At 67.5% G+C, this 23242-nt stretch carries 21 protein-coding genes; 15 read left to right on the top strand and 6 right to left on the bottom strand.

Annotated features, from left to right (window positions below):
- Positions 1–129 precede the first annotated feature (129 nt).
- The 3 genes from AC1DS3_RS01665 to AC1DS3_RS01655 form a co-directional block, all read right to left on the bottom strand.
- The gene (locus tag AC1DS3_RS01665) at positions 130–912 is read right to left on the bottom strand and encodes a transporter substrate-binding domain-containing protein (protein WP_441638444.1); all 783 of its coding nucleotides are present in this window, start codon (positions 910–912) and stop codon (positions 130–132) included.
- A gap of 91 nt (positions 913–1003) precedes the next feature.
- Positions 1004–1738 (bottom strand): GntR family transcriptional regulator, encoded by a 735-nt coding sequence (locus tag AC1DS3_RS01660; protein WP_477109421.1) that lies wholly within the window; start codon positions 1736–1738, stop codon positions 1004–1006.
- Positions 1739–2148: 410 nt separating this feature from the next.
- Positions 2149–3660 (bottom strand): efflux transporter outer membrane subunit, encoded by a 1512-nt coding sequence (locus AC1DS3_RS01655; RefSeq protein ID WP_441638440.1) that lies wholly within the window; start codon positions 3658–3660, stop codon positions 2149–2151.
- 158 nt (positions 3661–3818) lie between these two features.
- On the opposite strand from AC1DS3_RS01655, the gene AC1DS3_RS01650 reads away from it, so the two are divergent.
- From AC1DS3_RS01650 to AC1DS3_RS01620, 7 genes are all read left to right on the top strand, one after another.
- On the top strand, positions 3819–4352 hold the full coding sequence (locus AC1DS3_RS01650) for a winged helix-turn-helix transcriptional regulator (RefSeq protein ID WP_441638438.1): 534 nt from the start codon (positions 3819–3821) through the stop codon (positions 4350–4352).
- Positions 4353–4411: 59 nt separating this feature from the next.
- A complete protein-coding gene (locus tag AC1DS3_RS01645; RefSeq protein ID WP_477126583.1) occupies positions 4412–5524 on the top strand; it encodes an HlyD family secretion protein in 1113 nt (370 codons plus the stop codon).
- An 86-nt stretch (positions 5525–5610) separates the two neighbouring features.
- Entirely contained in the window at positions 5611–7155 is a 1545-nt protein-coding gene (locus AC1DS3_RS01640; protein WP_477126594.1) for a DHA2 family efflux MFS transporter permease subunit, read from the top strand.
- A gap of 26 nt (positions 7156–7181) precedes the next feature.
- The gene (locus tag AC1DS3_RS01635) at positions 7182–7409 is read left to right on the top strand and encodes a hypothetical protein (protein WP_441638432.1); all 228 of its coding nucleotides are present in this window, start codon (positions 7182–7184) and stop codon (positions 7407–7409) included.
- Complete coding sequence (locus AC1DS3_RS01630) at positions 7409–8596, top strand: thiolase family protein (protein WP_441638430.1); 1188 nt, start codon at positions 7409–7411, stop codon at positions 8594–8596. The genes AC1DS3_RS01635 and AC1DS3_RS01630 overlap by 1 nt, the downstream gene beginning before the upstream one ends.
- A gap of 85 nt (positions 8597–8681) precedes the next feature.
- The gene (locus AC1DS3_RS01625; RefSeq protein ID WP_441638428.1) at positions 8682–9230 is read left to right on the top strand and encodes a winged helix-turn-helix transcriptional regulator; all 549 of its coding nucleotides are present in this window, start codon (positions 8682–8684) and stop codon (positions 9228–9230) included.
- Between the two features lie 89 nt (positions 9231–9319).
- Positions 9320–10258, top strand: a complete 939-nt coding sequence (locus AC1DS3_RS01620) for a 2-dehydropantoate 2-reductase (RefSeq protein WP_477126582.1) — start codon at positions 9320–9322, stop codon at positions 10256–10258.
- Here the strand turns inward: AC1DS3_RS01620 and AC1DS3_RS01615 are convergent.
- Positions 10255–11214: a cupin domain-containing protein gene (locus tag AC1DS3_RS01615; protein WP_441638424.1), complete on the bottom strand. Its 960-nt coding sequence runs from the start codon at positions 11212–11214 to the stop codon at positions 10255–10257. The genes AC1DS3_RS01620 and AC1DS3_RS01615 overlap by 4 nt on opposite strands.
- Positions 11215–11382: 168 nt before the next feature.
- Between AC1DS3_RS01615 and AC1DS3_RS01610 the strand changes: the two genes are divergently transcribed.
- Both AC1DS3_RS01610 and AC1DS3_RS01605 read left to right on the top strand, forming a co-directional pair.
- Positions 11383–11919, top strand: a complete 537-nt coding sequence (locus AC1DS3_RS01610; RefSeq protein ID WP_441638422.1) for a carboxymuconolactone decarboxylase family protein — start codon at positions 11383–11385, stop codon at positions 11917–11919.
- 202 nt (positions 11920–12121) lie between these two features.
- Positions 12122–13126 carry a sulfate ABC transporter substrate-binding protein gene (locus AC1DS3_RS01605; protein WP_441638420.1) on the top strand — a complete coding sequence of 335 codons (1005 nt, stop codon included), beginning with the start codon at positions 12122–12124 and terminating at the stop codon, positions 13124–13126.
- 54 nt (positions 13127–13180) lie between these two features.
- On the opposite strand, the gene AC1DS3_RS01600 is transcribed toward AC1DS3_RS01605, so the two are convergent.
- Positions 13181–14428: a cation:proton antiporter gene (locus AC1DS3_RS01600; protein ID WP_477126581.1), complete on the bottom strand. Its 1248-nt coding sequence runs from the start codon at positions 14426–14428 to the stop codon at positions 13181–13183.
- 217 nt (positions 14429–14645) lie between these two features.
- Positions 14646–16478 carry a methyl-accepting chemotaxis protein gene (locus tag AC1DS3_RS01595; RefSeq protein WP_477126580.1) on the bottom strand — a complete coding sequence of 611 codons (1833 nt, stop codon included), beginning with the start codon at positions 16476–16478 and terminating at the stop codon, positions 14646–14648.
- A gap of 461 nt (positions 16479–16939) precedes the next feature.
- On the opposite strand from AC1DS3_RS01595, the gene AC1DS3_RS01590 reads away from it, so the two are divergent.
- The 6 genes from AC1DS3_RS01590 to AC1DS3_RS01565 all read left to right on the top strand — a co-directional run.
- On the top strand, positions 16940–17890 hold the full coding sequence (locus AC1DS3_RS01590; RefSeq protein ID WP_477126579.1) for a LysR family transcriptional regulator: 951 nt from the start codon (positions 16940–16942) through the stop codon (positions 17888–17890).
- Between the two features lie 184 nt (positions 17891–18074).
- Positions 18075–19502, top strand: a complete 1428-nt coding sequence (gene tcuA / locus AC1DS3_RS01585) for an FAD-dependent tricarballylate dehydrogenase TcuA (protein WP_477126578.1) — start codon at positions 18075–18077, stop codon at positions 19500–19502.
- Complete coding sequence (gene tcuB / locus AC1DS3_RS01580; RefSeq protein ID WP_441638410.1) at positions 19489–20661, top strand: tricarballylate utilization 4Fe-4S protein TcuB; 1173 nt, start codon at positions 19489–19491, stop codon at positions 20659–20661. The genes tcuA and tcuB overlap by 14 nt, the downstream gene beginning before the upstream one ends.
- Before the next feature lie 33 nt (positions 20662–20694).
- Positions 20695–21483: a class II aldolase/adducin family protein gene (locus AC1DS3_RS01575; protein WP_441638408.1), complete on the top strand. Its 789-nt coding sequence runs from the start codon at positions 20695–20697 to the stop codon at positions 21481–21483.
- A 94-nt stretch (positions 21484–21577) separates the two neighbouring features.
- The gene (locus tag AC1DS3_RS01570; RefSeq protein WP_441638406.1) at positions 21578–22576 is read left to right on the top strand and encodes a Bug family tripartite tricarboxylate transporter substrate binding protein; all 999 of its coding nucleotides are present in this window, start codon (positions 21578–21580) and stop codon (positions 22574–22576) included.
- A gap of 8 nt (positions 22577–22584) precedes the next feature.
- On the top strand, positions 22585–23242 hold a 658-nt coding region (locus tag AC1DS3_RS01565; RefSeq protein ID WP_477126577.1), incomplete at its 3' end, for an NAD(P)-dependent oxidoreductase.

Here is a 23242-nt window from a genome sequence, read left to right as displayed (position 1 = left end):
CGGTTGGGGCGCTCATGAGCGCGGAGCTGGCGCAGTACGCCATGCCGCAGCGGCTGCCCGCCGGGCACGGCTTCCCGTGGCTTGGGTCGTCAGTGCATCAACGCATCAACGCATCAATGCATCGACGCATCAAAGCGTGGCCGGCAGCGGCATGCCCAGCCACTTCACCGTGATCGCATTGAGCTCGCCGTCCTTCTTCACTTCCGCCAGGATCGCGTTGACCTTGGCTTGCAGCTTGGGCTCACTCTTGTTCAGGCCGATGAAGCAGGGCGAGTTCTTGATCAGGAACTTCGGTTCCGGCTTCTTGGGCGGGTTCTTGGCGAGGATGGCGGCTGCCACCACGTTGCCCGTCGCCACCAGTTGCACCTGGCCGGACAGGAACGCACTAATGGTGCCGTTGTTGTCTTCGTAGCGCTTGATGGTGGCCGTCGCCGGGGCGATCTTGGTCAGCTCCAGGTCCTCCACCGCGCCGCGCGTCACGCCGATGGTCTTGCCGGCCAGTTCGGCGGCGCCAGTCACTTTCTGGTCGGCCGGGCCAAACACGCCGTTATAGAACGGAGCGTAAGCCTCGCTGAAATCGATGGCCTTCTCGCGCTCGGCGTTCTTGCCCATGCTGGAGATCACCAGGTCCACCTTCCTGGTCTGCAGGTAGGGCACGCGGTTGGTGCTGGTCACGGGCACCAGTTCCAGCTTCACGCCCATCTTCTTGGCGATCAGCGCCGCTACGTCGATGTCCAGGCCCTGGGGCTTCATCTCGGCGTTGACCGAGCCGAACGGCGGAAAGTCCTGCGGCACCGCGACCTTGAGCACGCCAGCCTTGACCACATCGTCCAGCGCTTCGGCGCCGGCGGTTTGCATCGAGAAGGCGAGGGCAGCGGCACCGAGGCCGAGGAGGAGTTTGGAGAGCTTCATTAGGGTCCTTGCTAGCTTGCCGTTGGGGTGGAAATTCAAAGAATCGAAATCGAGGAAGCGGATCGTTGCTATCTACCGGTTGCCCGCGCGCTCAGGCCGCATGCCCCAGCGGGCTCAGCGCCTGGCGCAGCGGATCCGGCGGGGCCGCCGGCGTGGCGGCGCTCAGGCCAGCCTCGACGTGGCACAGGTGGGCGTCCATCAGCGCAATGGCGCGCTCGGTATCGCCCGCGGCCAGCGCCGCCACGATCAGCGCATGCTCGGCGCAGGACTCGTTGGCCTGGTGGCTGGACTGGTAGCGCATGGCAATCAGCGTGGTGCGCGCCGTCAGGTCGCGCAGCGTGTCGGCCAGCAGCACATTGCCCACGCATTCGCCCAGGCACACATGGAAGTCGCCCAGCAGGTAGCTGCGCAGGGCGGCGTCGTCGGCGCTCAGCGCGCGCTGCTCCTGCGCCACGTGCTCCTGCAAGCGGCCGATGGCAGCGGCGGAGACCGGCGCCGCATAGCGCAGCAAGCCAAGCTCGATCGCGCGGCGGGCGGCAAACGCCTGCCGGGCCTCCTGGCGCGAAGGCTCGATCACAAACCAGCCGCGCCGGGCCGACACCGTGACAATGCCGCGCGCCGCCAGCCGGGTCAGGGCTTCGCGCACCAGCGTGCGGCTGACGCTGAACAGCCCGGCCAGCGCCTGCTCGCCCAGCCGCGTGCCGGGCGCCAGGCGCTGGGCCAGGATCGATTGYGTGATGCGTTCGGCAATTTCGGCGGAAGTGCTGCCGCGGACGTGGCCGGCGGCATCGCTGAAGGTTGGCATGGAGGGAGCGGCGAAAGTCATGCCAGCCTCAGACGCAAGAGGTATGCCAGACTTATATACAACCGTGATGTGCAGGTTTTGTACACAAAACGGCCTTGGCCCGGGCTGGGCGCGCACCAGTTGGGCGCGGCTTATGCCGCTGGCGAGTGCAGGTGCACGGCAGTGGTGCGGCGAGCGCTGCCGGCAACGTGCTCAGGCTGCGTGTGCAAGGCGCGCGTGGAGCCCGAGGCCCTTGCCGAGAAAGGGCCGCGCGGCCTGGGCGTGGGCATCAGCGTCGACGATTTCGGCATGGGCTACCGGCATGGGCTACCGGCATGAGCTACCGGCATGAGCTACCGGCATGAGCTACCTCTGCTTCGGGCCGCTCGCATCCGAGGACGTTTCCATCTTGCCGAGGGAGCCCGGTACCGCCCAGGCCCGGCCTGACCCGATTACCACCCGCCGCCGAGCGCGCGGAACGTCGCCACCGCGGCGCGCGCGTTGTCGGCGTGCACGCGGGCCTGCTGGTCGCGCGCGGCCAGCAACTGGCGCTCCTCATCCAACACCTCGAACAGGCTGACGGCCCCGCCCTTGTATGCATCTTCGGAAGCGCCGCGCGCGCGTTCGTGGGCGTCGATCTCGGTGCTCAGTTCCTTGCCCTGCGCTTCCAGCTCGGTCAGCGTGACGATGGCATTCTCCACGTCTTCGGTGGCGCGCAGCATGGCCTTGCGGTAGTTGACCAGCGCCTCGGCGTTGGCGCCTTTGGCTTGCGCCACTTCGGCATCCACCCGGCCGAAGTCGAACAGGCGCCAGCGCAATCCCGCTGCCGCCACCGGCTGGAACGCGGCAGCGGAAAACAGCTTGCCGCCGCTCAGGCTCTCAAAGCCGAGCAGGGCGGATAGGGACAGCTTGGGGTAGTACTCGGCCGTGGCCGCGCCGATGCGCGCGCTGCTGGCGGCCAGCCTGCGCTCCGCCGCGATCACGTCGGGGCGGCGGCGCAGCAGGTCGGCGGGCCCCTGGGCCACGGAGATGGCCGGCACGGCCACGCCATTCGGCAGGGGGCCAAGCTCGGCTGCGTAGGTGCCCGGCTGCGCGCCCATCAGCACATCGAGCCGGTTCAACTGGGTTTGCAGCTCGATCCGCAAGGGGGGGATGGTGACGCGCGCCTGCGCCACCAGCGCTTGCGCCTGGGCCAGCTCGCGGCTGGACGCAAGCCCGTCGTGCAAGCGCAATTGCACCAGGTCCAGCAGCTTGTCGTTGTTCGTCACCTGCTCCTGCGCAATGGCAATGCGTTGCTGCGCGCCGCGCACGCGGAAGTAGGCATCGGCGGCCTCGGCCGCCACCGAGATGCGCGCGCCGAGCTGGTCGGCCTGCGCGGCCTGCGCCTCGGCGTCGGCCGCCTCCGCGCCACGCCGCAGGCCGCCGAACAGGTCGATCTCCCAGCTCGCGCCCGCGCCTACATCGTAGAGCGCGGCATTGCGGTCGTAGCCGGGGAACTTGCTCGCGATCCTGCCTAGCGGGCTTTCCAGCGACTGATGCACCTTGGCCGCCTGCGCCGACAAACTGCCTTGGGGCAGCAACTGCGCGCCGGCCTCGGCGGCAGCGGCCCGTGCCTGCTGCACGCGGGCAAACGCGGCGGCCAGGTCCAGGTTCTGGTCCAGCGCGCGCTGGACGATGCGCGTGAGCGCGGGATCGTCGAATCCCGTCCACCAGGTATCCAGCGGTGGCGCCGGCGGGCGCGTGGCGCGTGCGGCCAGCGCATCGGCATGCGGGAAGCTGGCTGGGGTGTCGGCCGCGGGCGCCTTGTAGTCCGGACCGACGGCGGCGCAAGCCGCCAGGCCAAGCGCCGTCAGCGCTGCCGCGGCAAGCGCGGTGGCCCGCGCCGCGTGCTGGCGCAGGTGCCGGTACGGCTGCGGCTGCGGCTGTTGGGGCGCGAACCCGGGGCGGGGCGGGGTACGGCTCATGTCCATCTCCTTCAGGGATTCTGGGATTCAGGGAAACCAGGAAGCGGCTTGATCGCCGCCCCAGTGGTTTTGTTCAACAAGTTACTTGCATGATGATATTTACAACTCTATACTAACTTTCATCTTGATAGCAACCTGATTTCCCGGAGGTGGCGAACATGCAGAAGAAGCCGCTCGACAATGCGCCTTGCCCCATTGCCCGCAGCCTGGCGCGGGTGGGTGAGCCGTGGAGCATCCTGATCCTGCGGGAGGCGTTCTATGGCAACAGCCGCTTCGACGAATTCCAGAAGCAGCTGGGCATTGCGCCCAACATGCTGGCGCGCCGCCTCGAAACCCTGGTGCGCGAGGGCCTGCTTGCGCGGCGCCAGTACTGCGCGCGGCCACCGCGTTTCGAATACCTGCTGACTGACCGGGGCCGCGAATTCCGCCCGGTGATGCTGGCGCTGCTGGCCTGGGGCAACCGCCACTTCTCGCCCGAGGGCGAGAGCGTGCTGCTGGTGGACCGCCAGACCGGCGCCACCGTTATCCCCATCCTGGTGGATGCGCAGACCGGGCATCCGATCACCGATGCCGATCACGTGGTCGTGGCCGGCCCGGCCGCCAGCGGGGGCGTCCGCGCCAAGCTCGAAAAGTCGGCGCGGGCACGCGCGGCCCCCATCCCCGATGTCCCGCAGGCAACAGCCCATATGTGAAAGCACAGCAGCGTTAGCGCGTTGAAGCAAAAGTTAGAGCGAAAACCAGAGGAAGCGTCATGACAAGCGATATCACCGCCGAGCGTGCAGGCCCGGCGCCCATCCCCGTTACCAGCAAGCCCCGCATCAGCCGCAAGCGGCTGATCATGACCGGCGCGCTCATCGCCGCCGGCCTTGGCGCCGCCGCCTATGGTCAGCACTGGTGGACGCACGGCCGCTTCCTGCAAAGCACCGACGATGCTTATGTCGGCGGCGAAGTCACAGTGATTGCGCCGAAGGTGCCGGGCTACCTGGCGCAAGTGCTGGTGACCGACAACCAGCAGGTGCATGCCGGCGACTTGCTGGCCCGCATCGATGACCGCGACTACCGCGCCGCGCTGGCCAAGGCGGAAGGGGCGGTGGCCGCCCAGCAGGCGCTGCTGGCCAATCTGGACGCCACCCGCTCCTTGCAGGAAGCCGTGATCGGCCAGKCCCGGGCGGCGGTCACCGCGGTGAATGCCGACACCCTGCGCTCGCGCGACGACCAGGCTCGTTACCAGAGCCTGGCGGCCAAATCGGYCGTATCGGTCCAGAGCTCGCAAAAGGCCGACTCGGACTACAAGCAAGCTCTCGCCAACACGCAGAAGGCGCAGGCCAGCCTGCTAGCCGCGCAGCGCCAGGTGGACGTGATCAACACGCAGAAGCTGCAAGCGCAGGCGGCGCTCGCGCAAGCCGTTGCCGAGCGCGACATCGCCAAATTGAACCTGGGCTACACGGAGCTGCGCGCGCCCATCGAYGGCACCATCGGCAACCGCCGCGCCCGCGTGGGCGCCTACGCCGCGGGCGGCGCGCAGCTGCTGTCGGTGGTGCCGGCGCGCGGCCTGTGGGTCGATGCGAATTTCAAGGAAGGGCAGCTTGCGCATCTGCGGCCAGGCATGCGCGCCACGGTGGAGGCCGATGTGTTGCCCGGCCGCGTGTTCCACGGCCGCGTGCTCAGCCTGGCGCCGGCCACGGGGGCACAGTTCAGCGTGCTGCCGCCGGAGAACGCCACCGGCAACTTCACCAAGATCGTCCAGCGCGTGCCGGTGCGCATCATGCTGGATGACAACGAGGCCGCGCTGGCCATGCTGCGGCCCGGCTTGTCGGTACTGGCGCAAGTCGATTCCCGCGCCGACGCGCAGGTGCAGCCATGAGCAGCAGCGTCCTGGCCGGGCCCGCGCAGGCCACGCAGCCAGTCGAGCCCGCTCAGCCGTCTGCGCCRGCGTCTTCCGCGGCCTCCATGAGCACGGCCGCCAAGGTGCTGGCCTTCGCCACCATGTGCGTGGGCATGTTCATCGCCTTGCTGGATATCCAGATCGTCTCGGCCTCGCTGCGCGACATCGGCGGCGGGCTGTCGGCGGGCACCGATGAAACCGTGTGGGTGCAGACCAGCTACCTGATCGCCGAGATCATCGTGATTCCGCTGTCGGGCTGGCTCTCGCGCGTGATGTCCACGCGCTGGCTGTTTGCCGTTTCGGCCGCGGGCTTTACGCTAACCAGCCTGCTGTGTGGCCTCGCCTGGAACATCCAGAGCATGATCGCCTTTCGCGCCATGCAGGGCTTCCTGGGCGGCTCGATGATTCCGCTGGTGTTTACCACCGCCTTCGCCTTCTTCGGCGGCAAGCAGCGCGTGATTGCCGCGGCCACCATCGGCGCCCTGGCCTCGCTGGCGCCCACGCTCGGGCCCACCGTGGGCGGCTGGATCACCGACAACTACTCCTGGCACTGGCTGTTCTTCATCAACCTGGTGCCGGGCATCTTCATCACCGTGGCGGTGCCGCTGCTGGTGCGCGTGGACCAGCCCAACTGGTCGCTGGTGCGCGGCGCCGACTATCTCGGCATGACGCTGATGGCGCTGTTCCTCGGCTGCCTGCAGTACACGCTGGAAGAAGGCCCGCGCTGGGACTGGTTTGGCGACGACGTGATTCGCACCACCGCCTGGATCTCGGGCATGGCGGGCGTCGGCTTTGTCTGGCGCAGCCTGACCTACGCCCATCCGGTTGTGGACCTGCGCGCGCTCAAGGACCTCAACTTCGCGCTCGGCTGCTTCTTCTCGTTCGTCACCGGCGTGGGCATCTTCGCCACCATCTATCTCACGCCGCTGTTCCTGGGCCACGTGCGTGGCTTCAGCGCGCTGCAGATCGGGCTGGCGGTGTTCTCCACCGGTGTGTTCCAGGTCATGTCGATCCCCGTCTATGCGTTCTTCGCCAATCGTGTGGACCTGCGCTGGCTGATGATGTTCGGGCTGGGCTGCTTTGCCTTCTCGATGTGGCAGTTCTCGCCCATCACGCATGACTGGGGCGCGCAGGAACTGTTGCTGCCGCAGGCGTTCCGCGGCATGGCGCAGCAGTTCTCGGTGGCGCCGGCGGTCACGCTCACGCTGGGGTCGCTAGCGCCGGAGCGGCTCAAGCTGGCGTCCGGGCTGTTCAACCTGATGCGCAACCTGGGCGGCGCGATCGGCATCGCCAGCTGCGCGACCATCCTGAACGACCGCACCAACCTGCATTTCCAGCGCCTGGCGGAGCACCTGAACTACAGCAACGAGGCCATGGGCGCGCTGCTGCAGGCGGTGGGCAGCAATATGGCCGCGCTGGGCCACGACGTCGCCGACGCGCAGTCCGCCGCGCTCAGGCAACTGTGGGCACTGACCTGGCGCGAGGCGCAGACGCAGACGTTTGGCGATGCCTTCCTGGTCATCATGGTGTGCTTTGTCATCGCCACCGCCATGGTGCCGCTACTGCGCAAGGCGGGGCCGCCAGCAGCGCCGTTGGCCGATGCGCATTGAGGCCTTCCACCGCAGGGAGATCGATCATGAACACCCGTTTAACTAGCGCGCTGGCCTGTGCCACGCTGTTTGCCGCCATGGCTGCCCAAACCATCCACGCCAGCACGGAGCGCCCGCGCGACTCCGGCGTGGGATGCGCCCGCGCCGACAACCGCTACTGCAAGGCGCCGCAGGGTGCGGGCGCCGGCGATACGCAAGCGCAATGGCCGGCCGCTGCGCGGCCAGCTTCATCCACCAACCCAAGGAGCCTGTGATGAAAACCAGGGAAGTCGTGTTGTGCCACCCCGTTCGCACCGCCATTGGCGCTTATAACGGTTCGCTCAAGGCGACGCCGGCGACCGAGCTGGGCGCGGCGGTCATCCGCGAGACGGTGCGCCGCTCCGGCGTCGATCCGGAGCGGATCGGCAGCGTGGTGTTCGGCAATGTGATCCAGGCGGGCAACAGGATGAATCCCGCCCGGCAGGCGGCCATCGGCGCCGGCCTGCCGGTGTCGCTGCCGGCGATGACGGTCAACCGCGTGTGCGGGTCCGGCGCGCAGGCCATTGCCAGCGCCGCCGATGAAATCTGGCTTGGCCATGTCGACGTGGCGATCGCCGGTGGCATGGAGAATATGGACCAGGCGCCCTACCTGATGCCGGCCGCCCGCTGGGGCAGCCGCATGGGCGACGCGGCACTGCAGGACAGCATGCTGCGCGATGGTCTGGTGGACGCATTCTCGGGTGAGCACTCCGGCTGGCATACCGAGGACCTGGTGGCGCGTAACAAGATCAGCCGCGACGAACAGGACCGCTGGGCCGAACGCTCGCAGAGCCGCTTTGCCCGCGCGCAGGAGCAAGGCCGCTTTGTGGAGCAGATTATCGGTGTGCCCGTGAAGGCAAAGGGCGGCACGTCCACGTTCGACGTGGATGAAGCGATGCGGCCGGACACCACATTCGAGATTCTCAGCAAGCTGCGTCCGGCGTTTCGCAAGGACGGCACCATCACCGCGGGCAATGCACCGGGGCTCAATAGCGGCGCGGCCGCCATGCTGGTCGCCGAACGATCGCTGGCCGAGCGTCTTGGGCTGGCACCGATGGCCCGGCTGGCGGCCTATGGCGTAGGCGCCGTCGAGCCGGGCTTGTTTGGCCTTGGGCCCGTTCCGGCCGTGCGCCAGGCGCTGCAGCGCGCGCAATGGGCGCTGGGCGATGTCGAGTGGATCGAGATCAATGAGGCCTTCGCGGCCGTGCCCCTGGCAGTGGCGGGCGAACTCGGATTGCCGCTCGACATCATCAACGTGGAGGGCGGCGCGATCGCGCATGGCCATCCCATCGGCGCAACCGGGGCGGTGCTCACCACGCGCCTGCTGTACGCGATGCGCGCGCATGGGCTGCGCCGCGGCATCGTGACGCTGTGCATCGGGGGCGGGCAGGGCATTGCGCTGGCGCTCGAAGCCCTGGATTAAGCGCCACCGGTGGGGGCGGCATTGCGGCGTTTCAATCCAGCTATCATGTTGAAAGTATCAAGATGCCGGAGCGGAGCCCTCAACCATGCAAAGAAAAACCTTCAGGAACATGCAATGCCCCATCGCCCGCGGGCTGGAGCGGGTTGGCGAGTGGTGGAGCATGCTGCTGATGCGCGAAGCGTTCTATGGCGCGCGGCGCTTCGACGACTTCCAGAAGAACCTGGACATCGCGCCCAATATGCTCACGCGCCGCCTCACCGCGCTGGTGGAGGAGGGACTGCTGGAGCGCCAGCAGTACTCGGAGAAGCCGCCGCGCTATGAGTATGTGCTGACGCAATGCGGGCGTGATTTCCTGCCCGTGCTGCTGGCCATGCTTGCCTGGGGCAACAAGCACTTCGCGCCGGAAGGCCCCAGCGTGGAATTGCGCGACAAGGAAACCGGCAAGGTGGTCGATCCCGTGCTGGTGGATGCCGGCACGGGCGAGCGGCTGAGCTTCAAGCGGCATGCCCTGGTGGCGGGCCCGGCCGCCGCGGACGGCATGCGCCGGCGCCTGGCATCCGCCGCTGGTTTCCTGGGGGGCGTGGAGCAAGCCGGGGAAGCGGGCGACGCGGTGCTCGCCAGCGACCTGCCGTAGGCGCTTTGCACTGTCTTTGCACTGTCTTTGCACTGTCTTTGCGCTGTTAACCACTGTTAGGCAAGTCGGACATCGATGCGGGGAACGTCATGAAGATTCTGGTCCTGGGCGCTGGCGCCATGGGTGGCTACTACGGCGCTCGCCTGATGCAGGCGGGGGCGGATGTCACGTTCCTGGTGCGGCCACGGCGTGCCCAAGCGCTGGCGAGAGACGGCCTGACCGTGCGCAGCGAGCTTGGCGATATCCGCGCCGCCGTGAAGACGGTGCTGGCCGAGCACGCCAAGGCGGATTACGACCTGGTCCTGCTGGCATGCAAGACCTATKACCTGGACAGCGCGATGGCCGCGCTGGGCCCGGCACTGTCTGCCCGCGGGGGCAAGCGCGCGGCGATCCTGCCGCTGGTCAACGGGCTGCGCGCGTATGAGACGCTGGACGCGCGCTACGGCCGCGACAGGGTGCTTGGCGGCGTCTCGTACATTGCCACCACGCTGGACGCCTCTGGCGCGGTGGTGCATCAAGGCGCGGTCGACAGGCTCATCGTGGGTGCGCGTGCCGAGTCGGCACAGGGCCTGGCCAGCGCCTTCCATGCGCTTGCCGCCAGCACGCCCGGCACGCGCGAGTTGTCACCGGACATCGACCAGGCGCTGTGGAACAAGTGGGTGATGATCTCGGCCGGCGCGCTGATGACCTGCCTGATGCGTGGTGCCGTCGGCGAGATCGTCAGGACAGTGGACGGCCGCGCGCTGATGCAGCAGGCCATGGGCGAGTGCGCGGCGGTGGCGCGTTTGTCCGGGCACGCCTTGCCCGAGCCGGTGGCTCAGGCCATGGCCGCGCGCCTGCTGGACGAGKACTCGGCCTGGGCCGCCTCCATGATGCGCGATATCGCGCAGGGCGCGCCCCGCCTGGAGGCGTACGACATCGTCGGCGACATGGCGCAGCGTGCCGCGCGGCTGGGGCATGCGGTGCCGCTGGTGCGCATTGCCTATAGCCACCTGCAGGTCTACGAAGCGCAGCGCGCCGCAGCCTAGCGCGCCGAGGCCGCCTGCGCGGCGGCCGCGCGGCGCTCCCGCGCCGCACGCCGGAACATACCCGGCCCGACGCCAAAGTACGCCTTGAAGGCGCGCCCGAACGCGGCCTCCGAGGCATAGCCGCAATGCTCGCCGATGCTGGCTGCGGAGCCGCGGTCCAGCGTCAGCAGGCGGGCGGCCATTTCCATGCGCAAGGTGGTCACGAACTGCAGCGGCGTCTCGCCGCTGAGCAGGGTGAAGCGCCGCGCGAACGTGGCGCGCGACACATTGCACACCGCCGCCAGTGACGCCACCGACCACGGCTCGGCCGGCGCGCGCAGCACCGCATCGATCGCCTTGGACAGCCGCGCGTCGGCCATCAGCGCCAGCAGGCTATGCGTGACACCGCCCTGCGCGATCAGCGCGCGCAAGAGCAGGGTCAGCAGCGCGGTGGAGAGCTGTCCGATGACCGCCGCGCCACCTGGCTCGGGCGCCTGCGCCTCGCTGCACATCATGTCGATCAGCGCATGCAGCCAGGCGCAATCGGCGCGCTGCGCGGTGGCCACGCGCAGCACCGGTGGCAGGTTGCGTAACAGCATCGTGCCCGGCAAGCCCAGCACGAACGTGCCGCACAGCATGTCCAGCGGATGCGTGTCGCCGGGCATCGTCACCTCGGTCAGCAAGCCATTGAAGCGCGTCGTCTGGGCCGGCGCGCCGGCGGCCCCTTCGGTCCCCTCCGGCAGGCTGCGCAGCGTGTGCGCGCTGCCGTGGGGGAACAGCAGCACGTCGCCCGTATCGAGCGAGATGGCCTCTTGCGCCACCAGCGCGCGCGCCCGCCCGTTCAGGATGATGTGATACGGCAGGTGGCCGGCGGGCGCCGCCGCGTTGTCCACCCGCCAGTTGCCGGCGAAGTGGCAGTGCAGGTCGACGGTGCCGGCGGGCGAAAGCATGCGCACAAGTTCGGTCAGGCTATCCATGGCGGGAACGGTGAGATCAAGACGGATACGCGGTATTGAGATGATGGAGCAAGATAATGCGACGATTATATGCGGTAAGTCGCGGCTGGCGCGCCTAGACTTCAGTCCATGGAAGCAGCGCAACAAACACAGCGCGGGTCCATCAACCAACCGGAAAGGAGTGCCGTCATGTCCCGTCTTCACACCATCAACCCCGCCGAAGCCACCGGCCAGGCCGCCCAACTGTTCGCCGCCATCAAGGGCGCCGTGGGCAAGGTGCCCAACGCGTACGCGGTGATCGGCAGCAATGCCCCCGAGGTGCTGGCCCACGCGCTGCAAACCGGCGCGCTGCTCAAGAATGCGACGCTCAGCGCCCGTGAGCTCGAAGCGATCAACCTTGCCGTCAGCGAAGCTTCGGGTTGTGACTATTGCGTGGCCGCGCACACCATGACCGGCAAGATGGCCGGCTATACCGCCGAGCAAACGCGTGCGCTGCGCGCCGGCGAGTACCCGCAAGACAGCAAGATCGACGCGCTGGTCCGCTTTGCACTGGCCGTGGCCACGACTTCCGGCACGGTGCCCGCCAACGTCGTCGCCAATGTGCGCGAAGCCGGCTACACCGATCGCCAGATCGTCGAGAGCATCCAGGCCATCAGCGCGATCCTGTTCACCAACATGATCAACCGCGTCAACGATACGGTGATCGACTTCCCCAAGGTAGCGTGAGAGGTGAGAGGTGAGAGGTGAGAGGTGAGAGAGGGCGGACGGCGGGGTGATCGTGCCCCGCCTGTTGTCTTGTTCGCGTCTATCGACATGCGGAATCTTTCGTTCCGCTGTGATGCCCCTGCTGTGGACAATGAGGATCACGAGCGTCATGCCTGTCTTTTCGGCAAGACATTAATCCGATCGATCCTACCAGCGGCCATTCATGTCCCGACCCCGATCCCTACTCCGCATTCTCGCCACCGGCCTGCTGCTCGGCGCCACGTTTCCCGCGCTGGCCGACACCGCCATCCTCAACGCCGGCTACGACGTCACCCGCGAGCTGTACCGTGAGATCAACCCCGGTTTTATCGCTAACTGGAAGCAAGCGAGTGGCGAGACGCTGGTCATCAATCAGTCGCACGGCGGATCGAGCAAGCAGGCGCGATCGGTAGCGGATGGCCTGGAGGCCGACGTGGTGACCATGAACCAGGAGACCGACATCGACATCCTGGTGCAGCGGGGCGTGGTGGCGCAGGACTGGAAGAAGCGCCTGCCGGACAACGCGGCGCCGTACTACTCCACCATCGTGTTCCTGGTGCGCAAGGGCAATCCCAAGCGCATCCTGGACTGGGAGGACCTGGGCCGCGCTGGCGTGCAGGTGATCGTGCCGAATCCCAAGACCTCGGGCAACGGGCGCTACACGTATCTGGCGGCATGGGGCGCGGCCATCCGCAAGGGCGGCAGCGAGGCCCAGGCGCGCGATGCGGTGGGCCGGCTGTTCCGCAATGTGCCGGTGCTCGATACCGGCGGYCGGGGCGCGACCACCAGCTTCACGCAGCGCCAGCTTGGCGATGTGCTGGCCACCTTCGAGAGCGAGGTGCACCAGATCCGCAAGGAGCTGGGAGACAGCTTCGAGGTGGTGTACCCAAGCCAGTCGATCATCGCCGAAGCGCCGGTGGCTGTGGTCGATAAGGTGGTGGACAAGCGCGGCACGCGCAAGGTGGCCACGGCTTACCTGCAATACCTGTGGTCCGATGCGGGCCAGGACGTGATCGCCCGCCAGTTCTACCGGCCGCGCTCTGCGGCGATGCTCAAGGCCCACGCGGCGCTGTTCCGGCCGATCCAGCTGTTCTCCGTCAGCGATGTGTTTGGCAGCTGGGCGCAGGCGCAGACCCGGCATTTTGCCGATGGCGGCGAGTTCGACAAGATTTACCAGAGCCGGCTGTAAGCCAGGCACGGGCGGCGGGTGAGTCCYGCCGCCCGCTTGCCGATGCCGTCTCCGCTATGGCTTCGGGCTCAGGCCATTCAGGTGCTTGACCAGCTTGCCCAGCGTGGTGGCCTGGATCAGCAGGCTGAACACCACCACCAGGTAAGTCACGCCGATCAGCATCTCGCGGCCGGCGAACTCCGGCAGCGATAGCGCCAGCGCGATCGAGATGCCGCCGCGCAGCCCGCCCCAGGTCATGATGGTGGCCGAGTGCGGATTGAGCCGGCGGAAATTCTGCAGCGCCAGCAGCGGGATGGCCACGCTGATGCCGCGGGCAATCAGCACCACGGGAATCGCCGCCAGCCCCAGCCAGACGATATGCAGCTGCAGCGACAGCGCGATGATCTCCAGCCCGATCAGGCCAAACAGCACCAGGTTGAGCAACTCGTCCAGCAGGCCCCAGAAATTGAACAAGTGCTCGCGGGTTTTCTCCGACATTGACTTGCTGGTGCTATGGTTRCCGATCACCAGGCCCATGATGACCACCGACAGCGGCGCGGACACGTGCACCGTCTCGGCCAGGCTGTAGCCGCCGGTGGCGAGCGCCAGCGTGATCAGGATCTCGACCGGATAACTGTCGATCCCGCGCAGCAGCATCGACGCCACATAGCCCACCACAACGCCCAGCACCACGGCGCCCAGCACTTCGCGCACCAGCGCGAGCGCCACGTGCGAAGCAGAGAATTCGGTGGCGCCGGTCGCTAGCCCCACCAGGGTCAGGAATGCCACCACCGCGGTGCCGTCGTTGAACAGCGATTCGCCCGCAATCTTGGTTTCCAGGCTCTCCGATGCGCCCGCGTTCTTGAGCACGCTGAGCACGGCGATCGGGTCAGTAGGGGAAATCAGCGCGCCGAACACCAGGCACCACAGCAKGCTGACCGGGTGGCCCAGCCACTGTGCGACATAGAAGAAGCCGAACCCGACCGCGGCGGTCGAGATCACCACGCCAACCGTGGCCAGCATGACCACGGCCCGGCGCTGCCGGCGCATGCGCGAGAGGTCGACGTGCAGGGCGCCGGCGAACAGCAGCAGGCTGAGCAGGCCGTGGAAGACCACGTCGGAGAAATCGATCTGGGCCACGAGCTTGCGGGCCTGCGCGACCATTTCAGGATGGTTGAAGCCGAGGATGGACACGCTCAGGCAGGTCACCAGCCCGACGGCGGTGATGCCCAGGGTGTCGGGCAGCTTGATGAAGCGGTGGTTGATGACGCCGAAAATGGCGATGAGGGTGAAAAGGGCGCCAGTCCCTTGGAATACAGTCATGCGGGGAGTTCTCCTTGCCTTGCGGGGCGCTGATCGTGATGTCGTGTGGATTTTATGCCACATCGACGATGCCAGTACTCAGGATATTTCCTCAAACACGCGCCAAAGCCGCTGAGCAGGCCAAAGCCGCGCGCCATGACGACGGCTGTCTCTCCCTCTCCCCTCAGGGGGTTGGGAGAGGGGAGCGCGGCAACGCAGATCCGGCTTTGTCAGCGGTTCAAGCCCCGGACCCCATTGCGCCGCCATGCGCCCTGGCCAGGCGGAACTGGCCCACCGCATCGGCCAGCTTGTTGGCTTGCTCATGCAGGAAACCGGCGGCCGCCGAGGCTTGCTCGACCAGCGCCGCGTTCTGCTGCGTTGCCCCGTCGAGCTGGCTCACGGCCTGGTTGACCTGCGTGATGCCCACGCTTTGCTCGCTGCCGGCATTCGAGATTTCGCGCAGCACCTGCTCGACCTGCTTCACGCTGGCCACGATGCTGTTCATGGTCTCGCCGGCGTCCCGCACCAGTTCCGCGCCCGAGTCCACCTTGGCCACCGATTTGCTGATCAGTCCCTTGATCTCCTTGGCGGCCTGGGCGCTGCGCTGGGCCAGCGTGCGCACTTCGCCAGCCACCACGGCGAATCCGCGTCCCTGTTCGCCGGCGCGGGCGGCTTCCACGGCAGCGTTGAGCGCCAGGATGTTGGTCTGGAAGGCGATGCCGTCGATGACACCGATGATGTCGTGGATCTTGGCGGAGGCGGTCGAGATTTCCTGCATGGTGGTCACCACGCGAGAGACGGCATCGCCCCCCCGGTTGGCGACCTGCGAGGCCGCCGCCGCCAGCTCGCCGGCGCGCACGGCGGCCTCGGCCGAGTTCTGCACGGTGCCGGTGAGCTCGTCCATGGCAGCCGCTGTCTGCTCGAGGCTGGCCGCGGCTTGCTCGGTACGCGAGGACAGGTCGATATTGCCCTGCGAGATTTCGGCGGTTGCTGTGCGAACCGATTCGCTGCTGTCCCGGATATCGATCAGCACGGTGGCGAGCTTGTCGGCAAACTGGTTGAACGCGCGGGCGATCTGCGTGACCTCATCGTTGCCGTCGGCCGGCAGGCGCTTGGTCAGGTCGCCGTTTCCGGAGCCGATTTCATCCATGRCCTCGCGCACCTGGGACAGCCGCCGGAACGCAGAGGCCGTCATGACCGAGCCGGCTCCCGCAGCGAGGAAGGCCACCGTCACCAGGGTCATGAACATGGCCTGCAGCACATGGCGCAGGCCGGCCAGGGCTTCGTCCTCATCCATGGCAACCACCAGTTCCCAGTCGGAGTTCTTGACCGGCTCCGCATGCAGCAGCTTGGTGGCGCCGGCGATCTTGACCGCGAGGGGCTGCTCGGGATCCGACAGCTTGGCCAGGACGTTCGCGCTCAGGTCGGCGGACAGGTCAGTGGCTGGCTTGAGGTTGAGCTTGGCATCCGGATGCGCCACGATGCGCCCGCTCTTGTCGGCCAGGAAGGCAAAGCTGGCGGGGGTGGGGTGGATGCCGTTGACGGTGGAGGTCACGGCGTCCAGGTTCACATCGGCGGCCACCACGGCCTTCAACTGGCCATTGGCCAGCACAGGCAGGGCCAGCGTCACCACGAGCTTCTTGGTCGCGACATCTTCATACGGCTGCGTGATGACCAGCTTGCCGGCGCTGACGGCGGCCTGGTACCACGGGCGGCCCGTGGGATCGTAGTCGGCGGGGATGCCGAGGTCGCGGGAAAACACCGCATGCTTGTCCGGGTAGCCCGCATAGGCCACGACAAAGCCGCCGGATTTTTCCAGCTGTGTGACCGCGGACATGGGATCGGTGGAAAGGCTCTCCGGCGATACGGCTTGCACCATGGCGGCYCGCGCGGTCAGCCACTCGGTGATGGCTTGCGCGTTGCCTTGGGTGATGGTGGCGAGGTTTTGCCGCAGCGCGCGTTCGTCGCTGTGCTTCGTGACTACGTAGGTGATGCCGGTGGAGGCCGACAAGGCGGTGACAACGATGGCGACACAGGTCGCCGTAATGCGTGTACGGAGCGAGAGAAGCATGCGCGTTGGGTAGGGGCGGTGGTTAAGAAAGGCCTCCGACAATTTTGTTGTCGGCCAGCATGCCCCGGCTAACGGAAGGCTGGAGGGGAACTGTAGGGCCGAAACAGCAATGTGCAGACATTTCCCCGCGCGAGTGCATGGCGGCGCCCCGCGGCGTGGTGAATACGCCGCTATTGCCCGGCGGGACGCATTTTCCGCGCCGTCCTTGCCTTAGCCGCCAACCTTAAAAAATGCCAGGAACCGACGCATGATGGGTGACAGCGCCCCGGTGCGATGCGCCACCAGCACCCGGCTGGCGGCATCCTGGCGAGCCAGTGCCCGGTACGTCATGCCGGGGATGCGGGTGCGCGCGTAGTTACAGCGGCTTCGACGAGGCCTGACCCGGCGGCCACCGCTGGCTCGCCATCTGGTATAAGCGTCGCAGACACGAATCCAGACACGAATCCAGGCCGGGGAACCCGATGGAACTGCGCCAGCTTCAGTATTTCGTCCGCGTGGTGGAACTCGGCAGCATGAGCCGCGCGGCGCTCGACCTCGATATGGTGCAATCCGCCATGAGCCAGCAGATCAGCCGGCTGGAGAGCGAGCTGTCCACCCGGCTGCTGCGCCGGACCACGCGCGGCGTGACGCCCACCGAGGCCGGGCTGGCCTTCTTCCGCGAGGCCCAGCTTGCCTTGCGCCATGCCGAGCAGGCCAAGCGCGCCGCCCACCATGCACGGCTGTCCGGTACGGTCAGCGTGGGGCTGGCGCCTACCACCGCTTCGGTCATCGGCGTGCCGCTGATGCGCGCCATGCGCGAGCGCTATCCCGATGTGCGCCTGCATATGGTGGAGAGCCTGTCCGGCCACCTCAGCGCCATGCTCAACGCCCGCCAGCTCGACCTGGCCGTGCTGTTCGACACCGTTGTGGCGCGCCGCTGGAGCGTGACGCCGCTGCTCGAGGAAACGCTGTTCCTGATCCGCTCGCGCCGTGCGCTGCCGGCCGAGGCCGAGGCCGAGGCGCCGCAGCGGCTGCGCATGGCGCAGTTGCGGGACGTGCCGCTGATCATGCCGACCGGCCTGCATGGGCTGCGCAGCACGCTCGATGCCGCCTTCGCCCGCGTGAAGATCGTGCCGCAGGTGGTGCAGGAGGTGGATTCCCTGGYCATGCTGATGGACGCCGTCGACCTCGGGTTTGGCGCCACCCTGCAGCCTTGGGCCGCGGTGGGGCGCTATGCCGATGCGCAGGCGCGTTTCCACCTGGCCGAGATCGCGGACCCCAAGGTGCGGCGCCAGAACGTGCTGTGCAGCCTCTCCGATGACGAACTGTCGCCCGCCGCGCTGGCCTTGCGCGTGGTGCTGGCTGATTGCGCCCGCGAACTGGTGCGCTCCGGCGCTTGGCGAGGTGCACGGCTGCTTGGGCCGCAGGGATGATGCACGGGCGCCCCCGGGGGTATCACGATTCGTGATGCCCCCATGCGATCCGGGGGCTTAGCAGGACGCCGGCGGGCCGCTACAGTGCGGGCATCCCCACCGGAACCCTCATCGTGCTGTCCATTACTCAAATCCGGGAGCTGTCCCTGCCGGCTTTGCCGAGCCTTGCCGGAGGCGCGCGCCCATGATCGACGTCCTGGTTATCGGCGGCGGCAATGCCGCCCTGTGCGCGGCCCTGATGGCGCGTGAAGCCGGCGCCAGCGTGCTGCTGCTGGAAGCCGCCCCGCGCGAGTGGCGCGGCGGCAACTCCCAGCACACCCGCAACCTGCGCTGCATGCACGACGTGCCACAAGACGTGCTGATCGAGGCCTATCCCGAAGAGGAATACTGGCAAGACCTGCTCAAGGTCACCGGCGGCCTGACCGACGAACGCCTGGCCCGCCTGGCCATCCGCGCCTCCTCCACCTGCCGCGACTGGATGCGCAGCCATGGCGTGCACTTCCAGCCGCCGCTGTCAGGCGCGCTGCATGTGGCGCGCACCAATGCCTTCTTCATGGGCGGCGGCAAGGCACTGGTCAACGCGTACTTCCGCAGCGCCGAAGCCCTTGGCGTGCAGGTGCGCTACAACGCCCMGGTGGACGCCATCGAGCTGGACGGCGACCGCTTCATGGCCGCCCGCATCGGCAGCGAGCGCATCGAGGCGCGCAGCTGCGTGCTGGCCGCCGGCGGCTTCGAGTCCAACCGCGAATGGCTGCGCGAGGCCTGGGGCCAGAACGCCGACGGTGACTGGCCGGCCGACAACTTCCTGATCCGCGGCACCCGCTTCAACATGGGCGTGCTGCTCAAGTTCATGATCGAAGCCGGGGCGGATGCCATTGGCGACCCTTCCCAATCGCACTGCGTGGCCATCGACGCGCGCGCGCCGCTGTACGACGGCGGCATCTGCACCCGGGTGGACTGCGTCTCGCTGGGCGTGATGCTCAACCGCAACGCCGAGCGCTTCTACGACGAGGGCGAGGACTTCTGGCCCAAGCGCTACGCCATCTGGGGGCGCCTGGTCGCGCAGCAGCCCGGGCAGATCGGTTATTCGATCATCGACGCCAAGGCCGTAGGCCGCTTCATGCCGCCGGTATTCCCGGGCGTGCGCGCCAACACGCTGCCGGAACTGGCGCGCCAGCTCGGGCTGGACGAGGCCCCCTTCATGCGCACCATCGAGGCTTACAACGCGGCGTGCCGGGTCGGCACCTTCGACCACACCGTGCTGGACGACTGCCACACCGAGGGCATTGCCCCGGCCAAGACCCACTGGGCCCGGCCGATCGATACCGCGCCGTTCTTTGGCTACGCCCTGCGCCCCGGCATCACCTTTACCTACCTMGGCCTCAAGGTGAACGAGCACGCCGCCGTGCACTTCGGCGGCAAGCCCAGCGCCAACCTGTTTGTGGCCGGTGAGATGATGGCCGGCAACGTGCTCGGCAAGGGCTATACGGCAGGTGTCGGCATGGCCATCGGCACCGCCTTCGGCCGCATCGCCGGCACCCAGGCCGCAGCCGCCGCGCTCGGGCGGCCCAGTCACAACGCATTCCAGGAAGAGCAGCATGCAACATCTTGAAGCGCTGACGCGCGAAGCGGCGGCGCTGGCCCAGGGCGCGCTGCCGCTCACCGGGGACGAGGCAGAAGTAGGCCGCGTCATGCAGATCTGCAATGCCTGCCGTTATTGCGAAGGCTTTTGCGCGGTGTTTCCCGCCATGACGCGCCGGCTGGAGTTCGGCAAGGCCGATATCCACTACCTGTCCAACCTGTGCCACAACTGCGGCGCTTGCTACCACGCCTGCCAGTACGCGCCGCCGCACGAGTTCGCGGTCAACGTGCCGCAGGCCATGGCCAAGGTGCGGGTCCAGACCTACGCCGACTATGCCTGGCCCGCCGCTCTCGGCGGGCTGTACCGCCGCGCCGGCCTGGCCACCGCGCTGGCGCTGGCAGCCGGGCTGGCGTTGTTCCTGGTGATGGTGCTTGCCATGCGCGGCAGCCTGCTGCACGCACCGCTGGCCGGCAACTTCTACGCCATCTTCCCGCACAACCTGCTGGCGGCGATGTTCGGCCTGGTATTCGGCTGCGCGGTGCTGGCGCTGGGCGTGGGCGTGACGCGCTTCTGGCGCAAGGTATCGCCCGGCGAGCTGCAAGGCGAGGCTCGCGGCCCGGCCGTCGGCGGCGCGGCGCACGATGCATTGCGGCTGCGCTACCTGGACGGCGGCCACGGCCAGGGTTGCAACAACGCGGACGACGCGTTCACCCTGTGGCGCCGGCGCTTCCACCATTTCACGTTCTATGGCTTCATGCTGTGCTTTGCCGCCACGGCGGTCGCCACGCTTTACCACTACCTGCTGGGCCTGCACGCACCGTATGCGCCCACCAGCCTGCCGGTGCTGCTGGGCACGGCAGGCGGCATCGGCTTGCTGATCGGCCCGGCGGGTCTGCTCTGGCTCAACCTGAAGCGCGATCCGCGCACCGGCGATGCGGCCCAGAAGCCGATGGACCGCGGCTTTATCGCGCTGCTGTTTTTCACCAGCCTGACGGGGCTGGCGCTGCTGGCCTGGCGCGACACCGCGGCCATGGCGCTGCTGCTGGCGGTGCACCTTGGCGTGGTGATGGCGTTGTTCCTGACGCTGCCTTACGGCAAGTTCGCGCACGGCATCTACCGCAGCGCGGCGCTGCTCAAGTGGAATATCGAAAAACGCCGGCCCAGCAACCTGGCGCTTGGCTCGGACTGAACATCAAGCATTCAAGAGACCAAGGAGAACCTCATGACAAAGCCCGGCATCCTCGCCATTTCCTCGATGCGGGACCAGTGCACCGATGCCGAATGGCAGGCGCGCGTGGATCTGGCCGCCTGCTACCGGCTGGTGGAGCTGTACGGCATGGCCGACATGATGGCCAACCATATCTCGGTGCGCGTGCCAGGCGAGGACGGCGCCTTCCTGATCAACGCCTACGGCATGATGTACGAGGAGATCACCGCCTCCAGCCTGATCAAGGTGGACCACGCCGGCAACATCCTCGCCAAGCCGGATTTCGGCGCGCTCAACTACGGCATCAACAAGGCCGGCTACGTGATCCACAGCGCCGTGCACGAAGCGCGCCCGGAAGTGGCCTGCGTGATCCACACTCATAGCTGGGCCTCCATGGCCGTATCGTCGCTGGACTGCGGGCTCTTGCCGCTCACACAGACCGCCATGCGCTTTCTCAAGATCGGCTATCACGACTACCAGGGTGTGGTGCTCGACACCGCCGAGCAGGCCTCGCTGCTTGACGACCTCGGCAAAGGCGAGGCCCTGATCCTGCGCAACCACGGCGCACTCACGGTGGGCAATACGGTTGGGGAAGCCTTCAACTGGATGCACCGGCTGGAGCTGGCCTGCCGCGCGCAGATCGGTGCGATGTCCTGCAACACACCGTTGCGCGAGGTGGGCGCCGACGTGCTGCAGGAAACCTGGAACAACTACCAGCCCGGCACGCGCCGCCCCTACGGCGTCATGGAGTGGCCGGCGCTGCTGCGCAAGCTGGACCGGCTGGATCCGAGCTTCCGCGACTGAGGCGGGGCGGCCTTCCGGCGGCGATAGCGGCTGCAAAAGTGGCTGCAAAGTGGCTGCAAAAGCGATAACGAAAAAACGAACGGAGAGAGACAACATGCACAAAAGCCCCGCACTGGCCCGCGCCAAATCGGCCGCCATCTCGGCCGCCATCTCGTTCGCCTGCGCTATCGCAGGCACGGGCGCCATCGCCGCCCCTGGCGATGACTACCCGGCCAAGCCGGTGCGCGTGGTGGTGGCCTTCACCGCTGGCGGCACCACCGATATCCTGGCGCGCAGCGTCAGCCAGGTGCTGGCGCAGAAGTTCAGGCAATCCTTCGTGGTAGACAACCGTCCCGGCGCCGGTGGCAATATCGGCACCGAGGCTGTGGTCCGCTCGCCGGCCGATGGCTATACGCTGCTGGTCAACTCGGTCGGCCCGATCTCGATCAACCAGACGCTGTACAAGCGCCTGAACTACGATCCGCTGACTGACCTGGTGCCGGTGGTGCAGATTGCCGATGTGCCCAACGTGCTGGTGGCGCATCCCTCGCTGCCGGCCAAGACGCTCGAAGAATTCGTCGTCTACGCCAAGGCCAATCCGGGCAAGCTGAACTACAGCTCAACCGGCGTGGGCACCTCGTCGCAGCTCTCCAGCTTCATGTTGACGCAGCGCATCGGCACCGAGGCCACGCATATCCCCTACAAGGGCGCGGACGCGCTCAACGATCTGTTGTCCGGCCGGGTGCAGTTCATGTTTGCCACGATCCCGTCGGTCATCGCGCATATCAAGGCCGGCAAGCTGCGCGCGCTGGCGGTCAGCAGCGCGCGCCGTTCGCCATCGCTGCCGGACGTGCCCACGGTAGCCGAAAAGGGCTTCCCCGGCTTCGAGGCCGGTTCCTGGTTCGGCGTGTTCGCGCCCAAGGGCACGCCGCAGGCGGTGATCAACAAGGTCAATCAGGCCGTCGACGAAGCGCTGCCGTCGCTGCAGGCGCAGATGGTGCGGGAAGGGGCGGATCCCGTGGGTGGCTCGCCGGAGCAGTTCGGCAAGTTCACGCAAAAGGAATACGCCAAATGGAAAGTCGTGGTGCGTGACTCGGGTGCTTCCCTGGAATGAACGTGCGCGTGAATACGAACCAGCCGGCAGTCGCGCAGCCTTTGCGCATCCTGCTGTCGGAACAAGCCTTGCAGCATTACGGCACGCCGATTGGCGAGGCGCTTGGCGGGGCTTTCGTGCCAGTGGTGGTGCCGTCGGGGCAGGGGCAAAACGATGCCCCCGGGCTGGACGCCGATATCGCCTTTGTCTCGCGCGATGTCACCGGGCTGTCCACCAAGCACGAAATCCTGCCCGCCACCCGGCGCTTTTACGATGCCATGCTGGCAAGCCCCGGGCTGCGCTGGGCGCATACGCATTCGGCTGGCGCGGACCGCGCCGTGTTTGGCGAGTTGCGTGCGCGCGGCGTGGCGGTGACGACTTCCTCCGGTGCCAACGCGGGCGTGGTGGCACAGACCGCGTTGGCGGGTGTGCTGGCGCTAGCGCGGCATTTTCCGCAGATGCTGGCGGCCCAGCATGARCGCCGCTGGGCGCCGCTGATTGGCTCCGGGCTGCCGCGCGATCTGGCGGGGCAGACTGCCACCATCGTCGGTTGGGGCCCGATCGGGCAATGGCTGGGCAAGTTATTGCAGGTGCTGGGACTGCACGTGATCGTGGTGCGCCAGAGCGCCGTGCCGGCTGGGCCCGGCTATGAACCCGTGGTATTCGATGCGGTGCGTGGCGTGCTGC

The organism is Cupriavidus sp. 01L46 (genome assembly GCF_056399905.1).
This window is presented reverse-complemented; position numbering and strand designations above follow the sequence as displayed.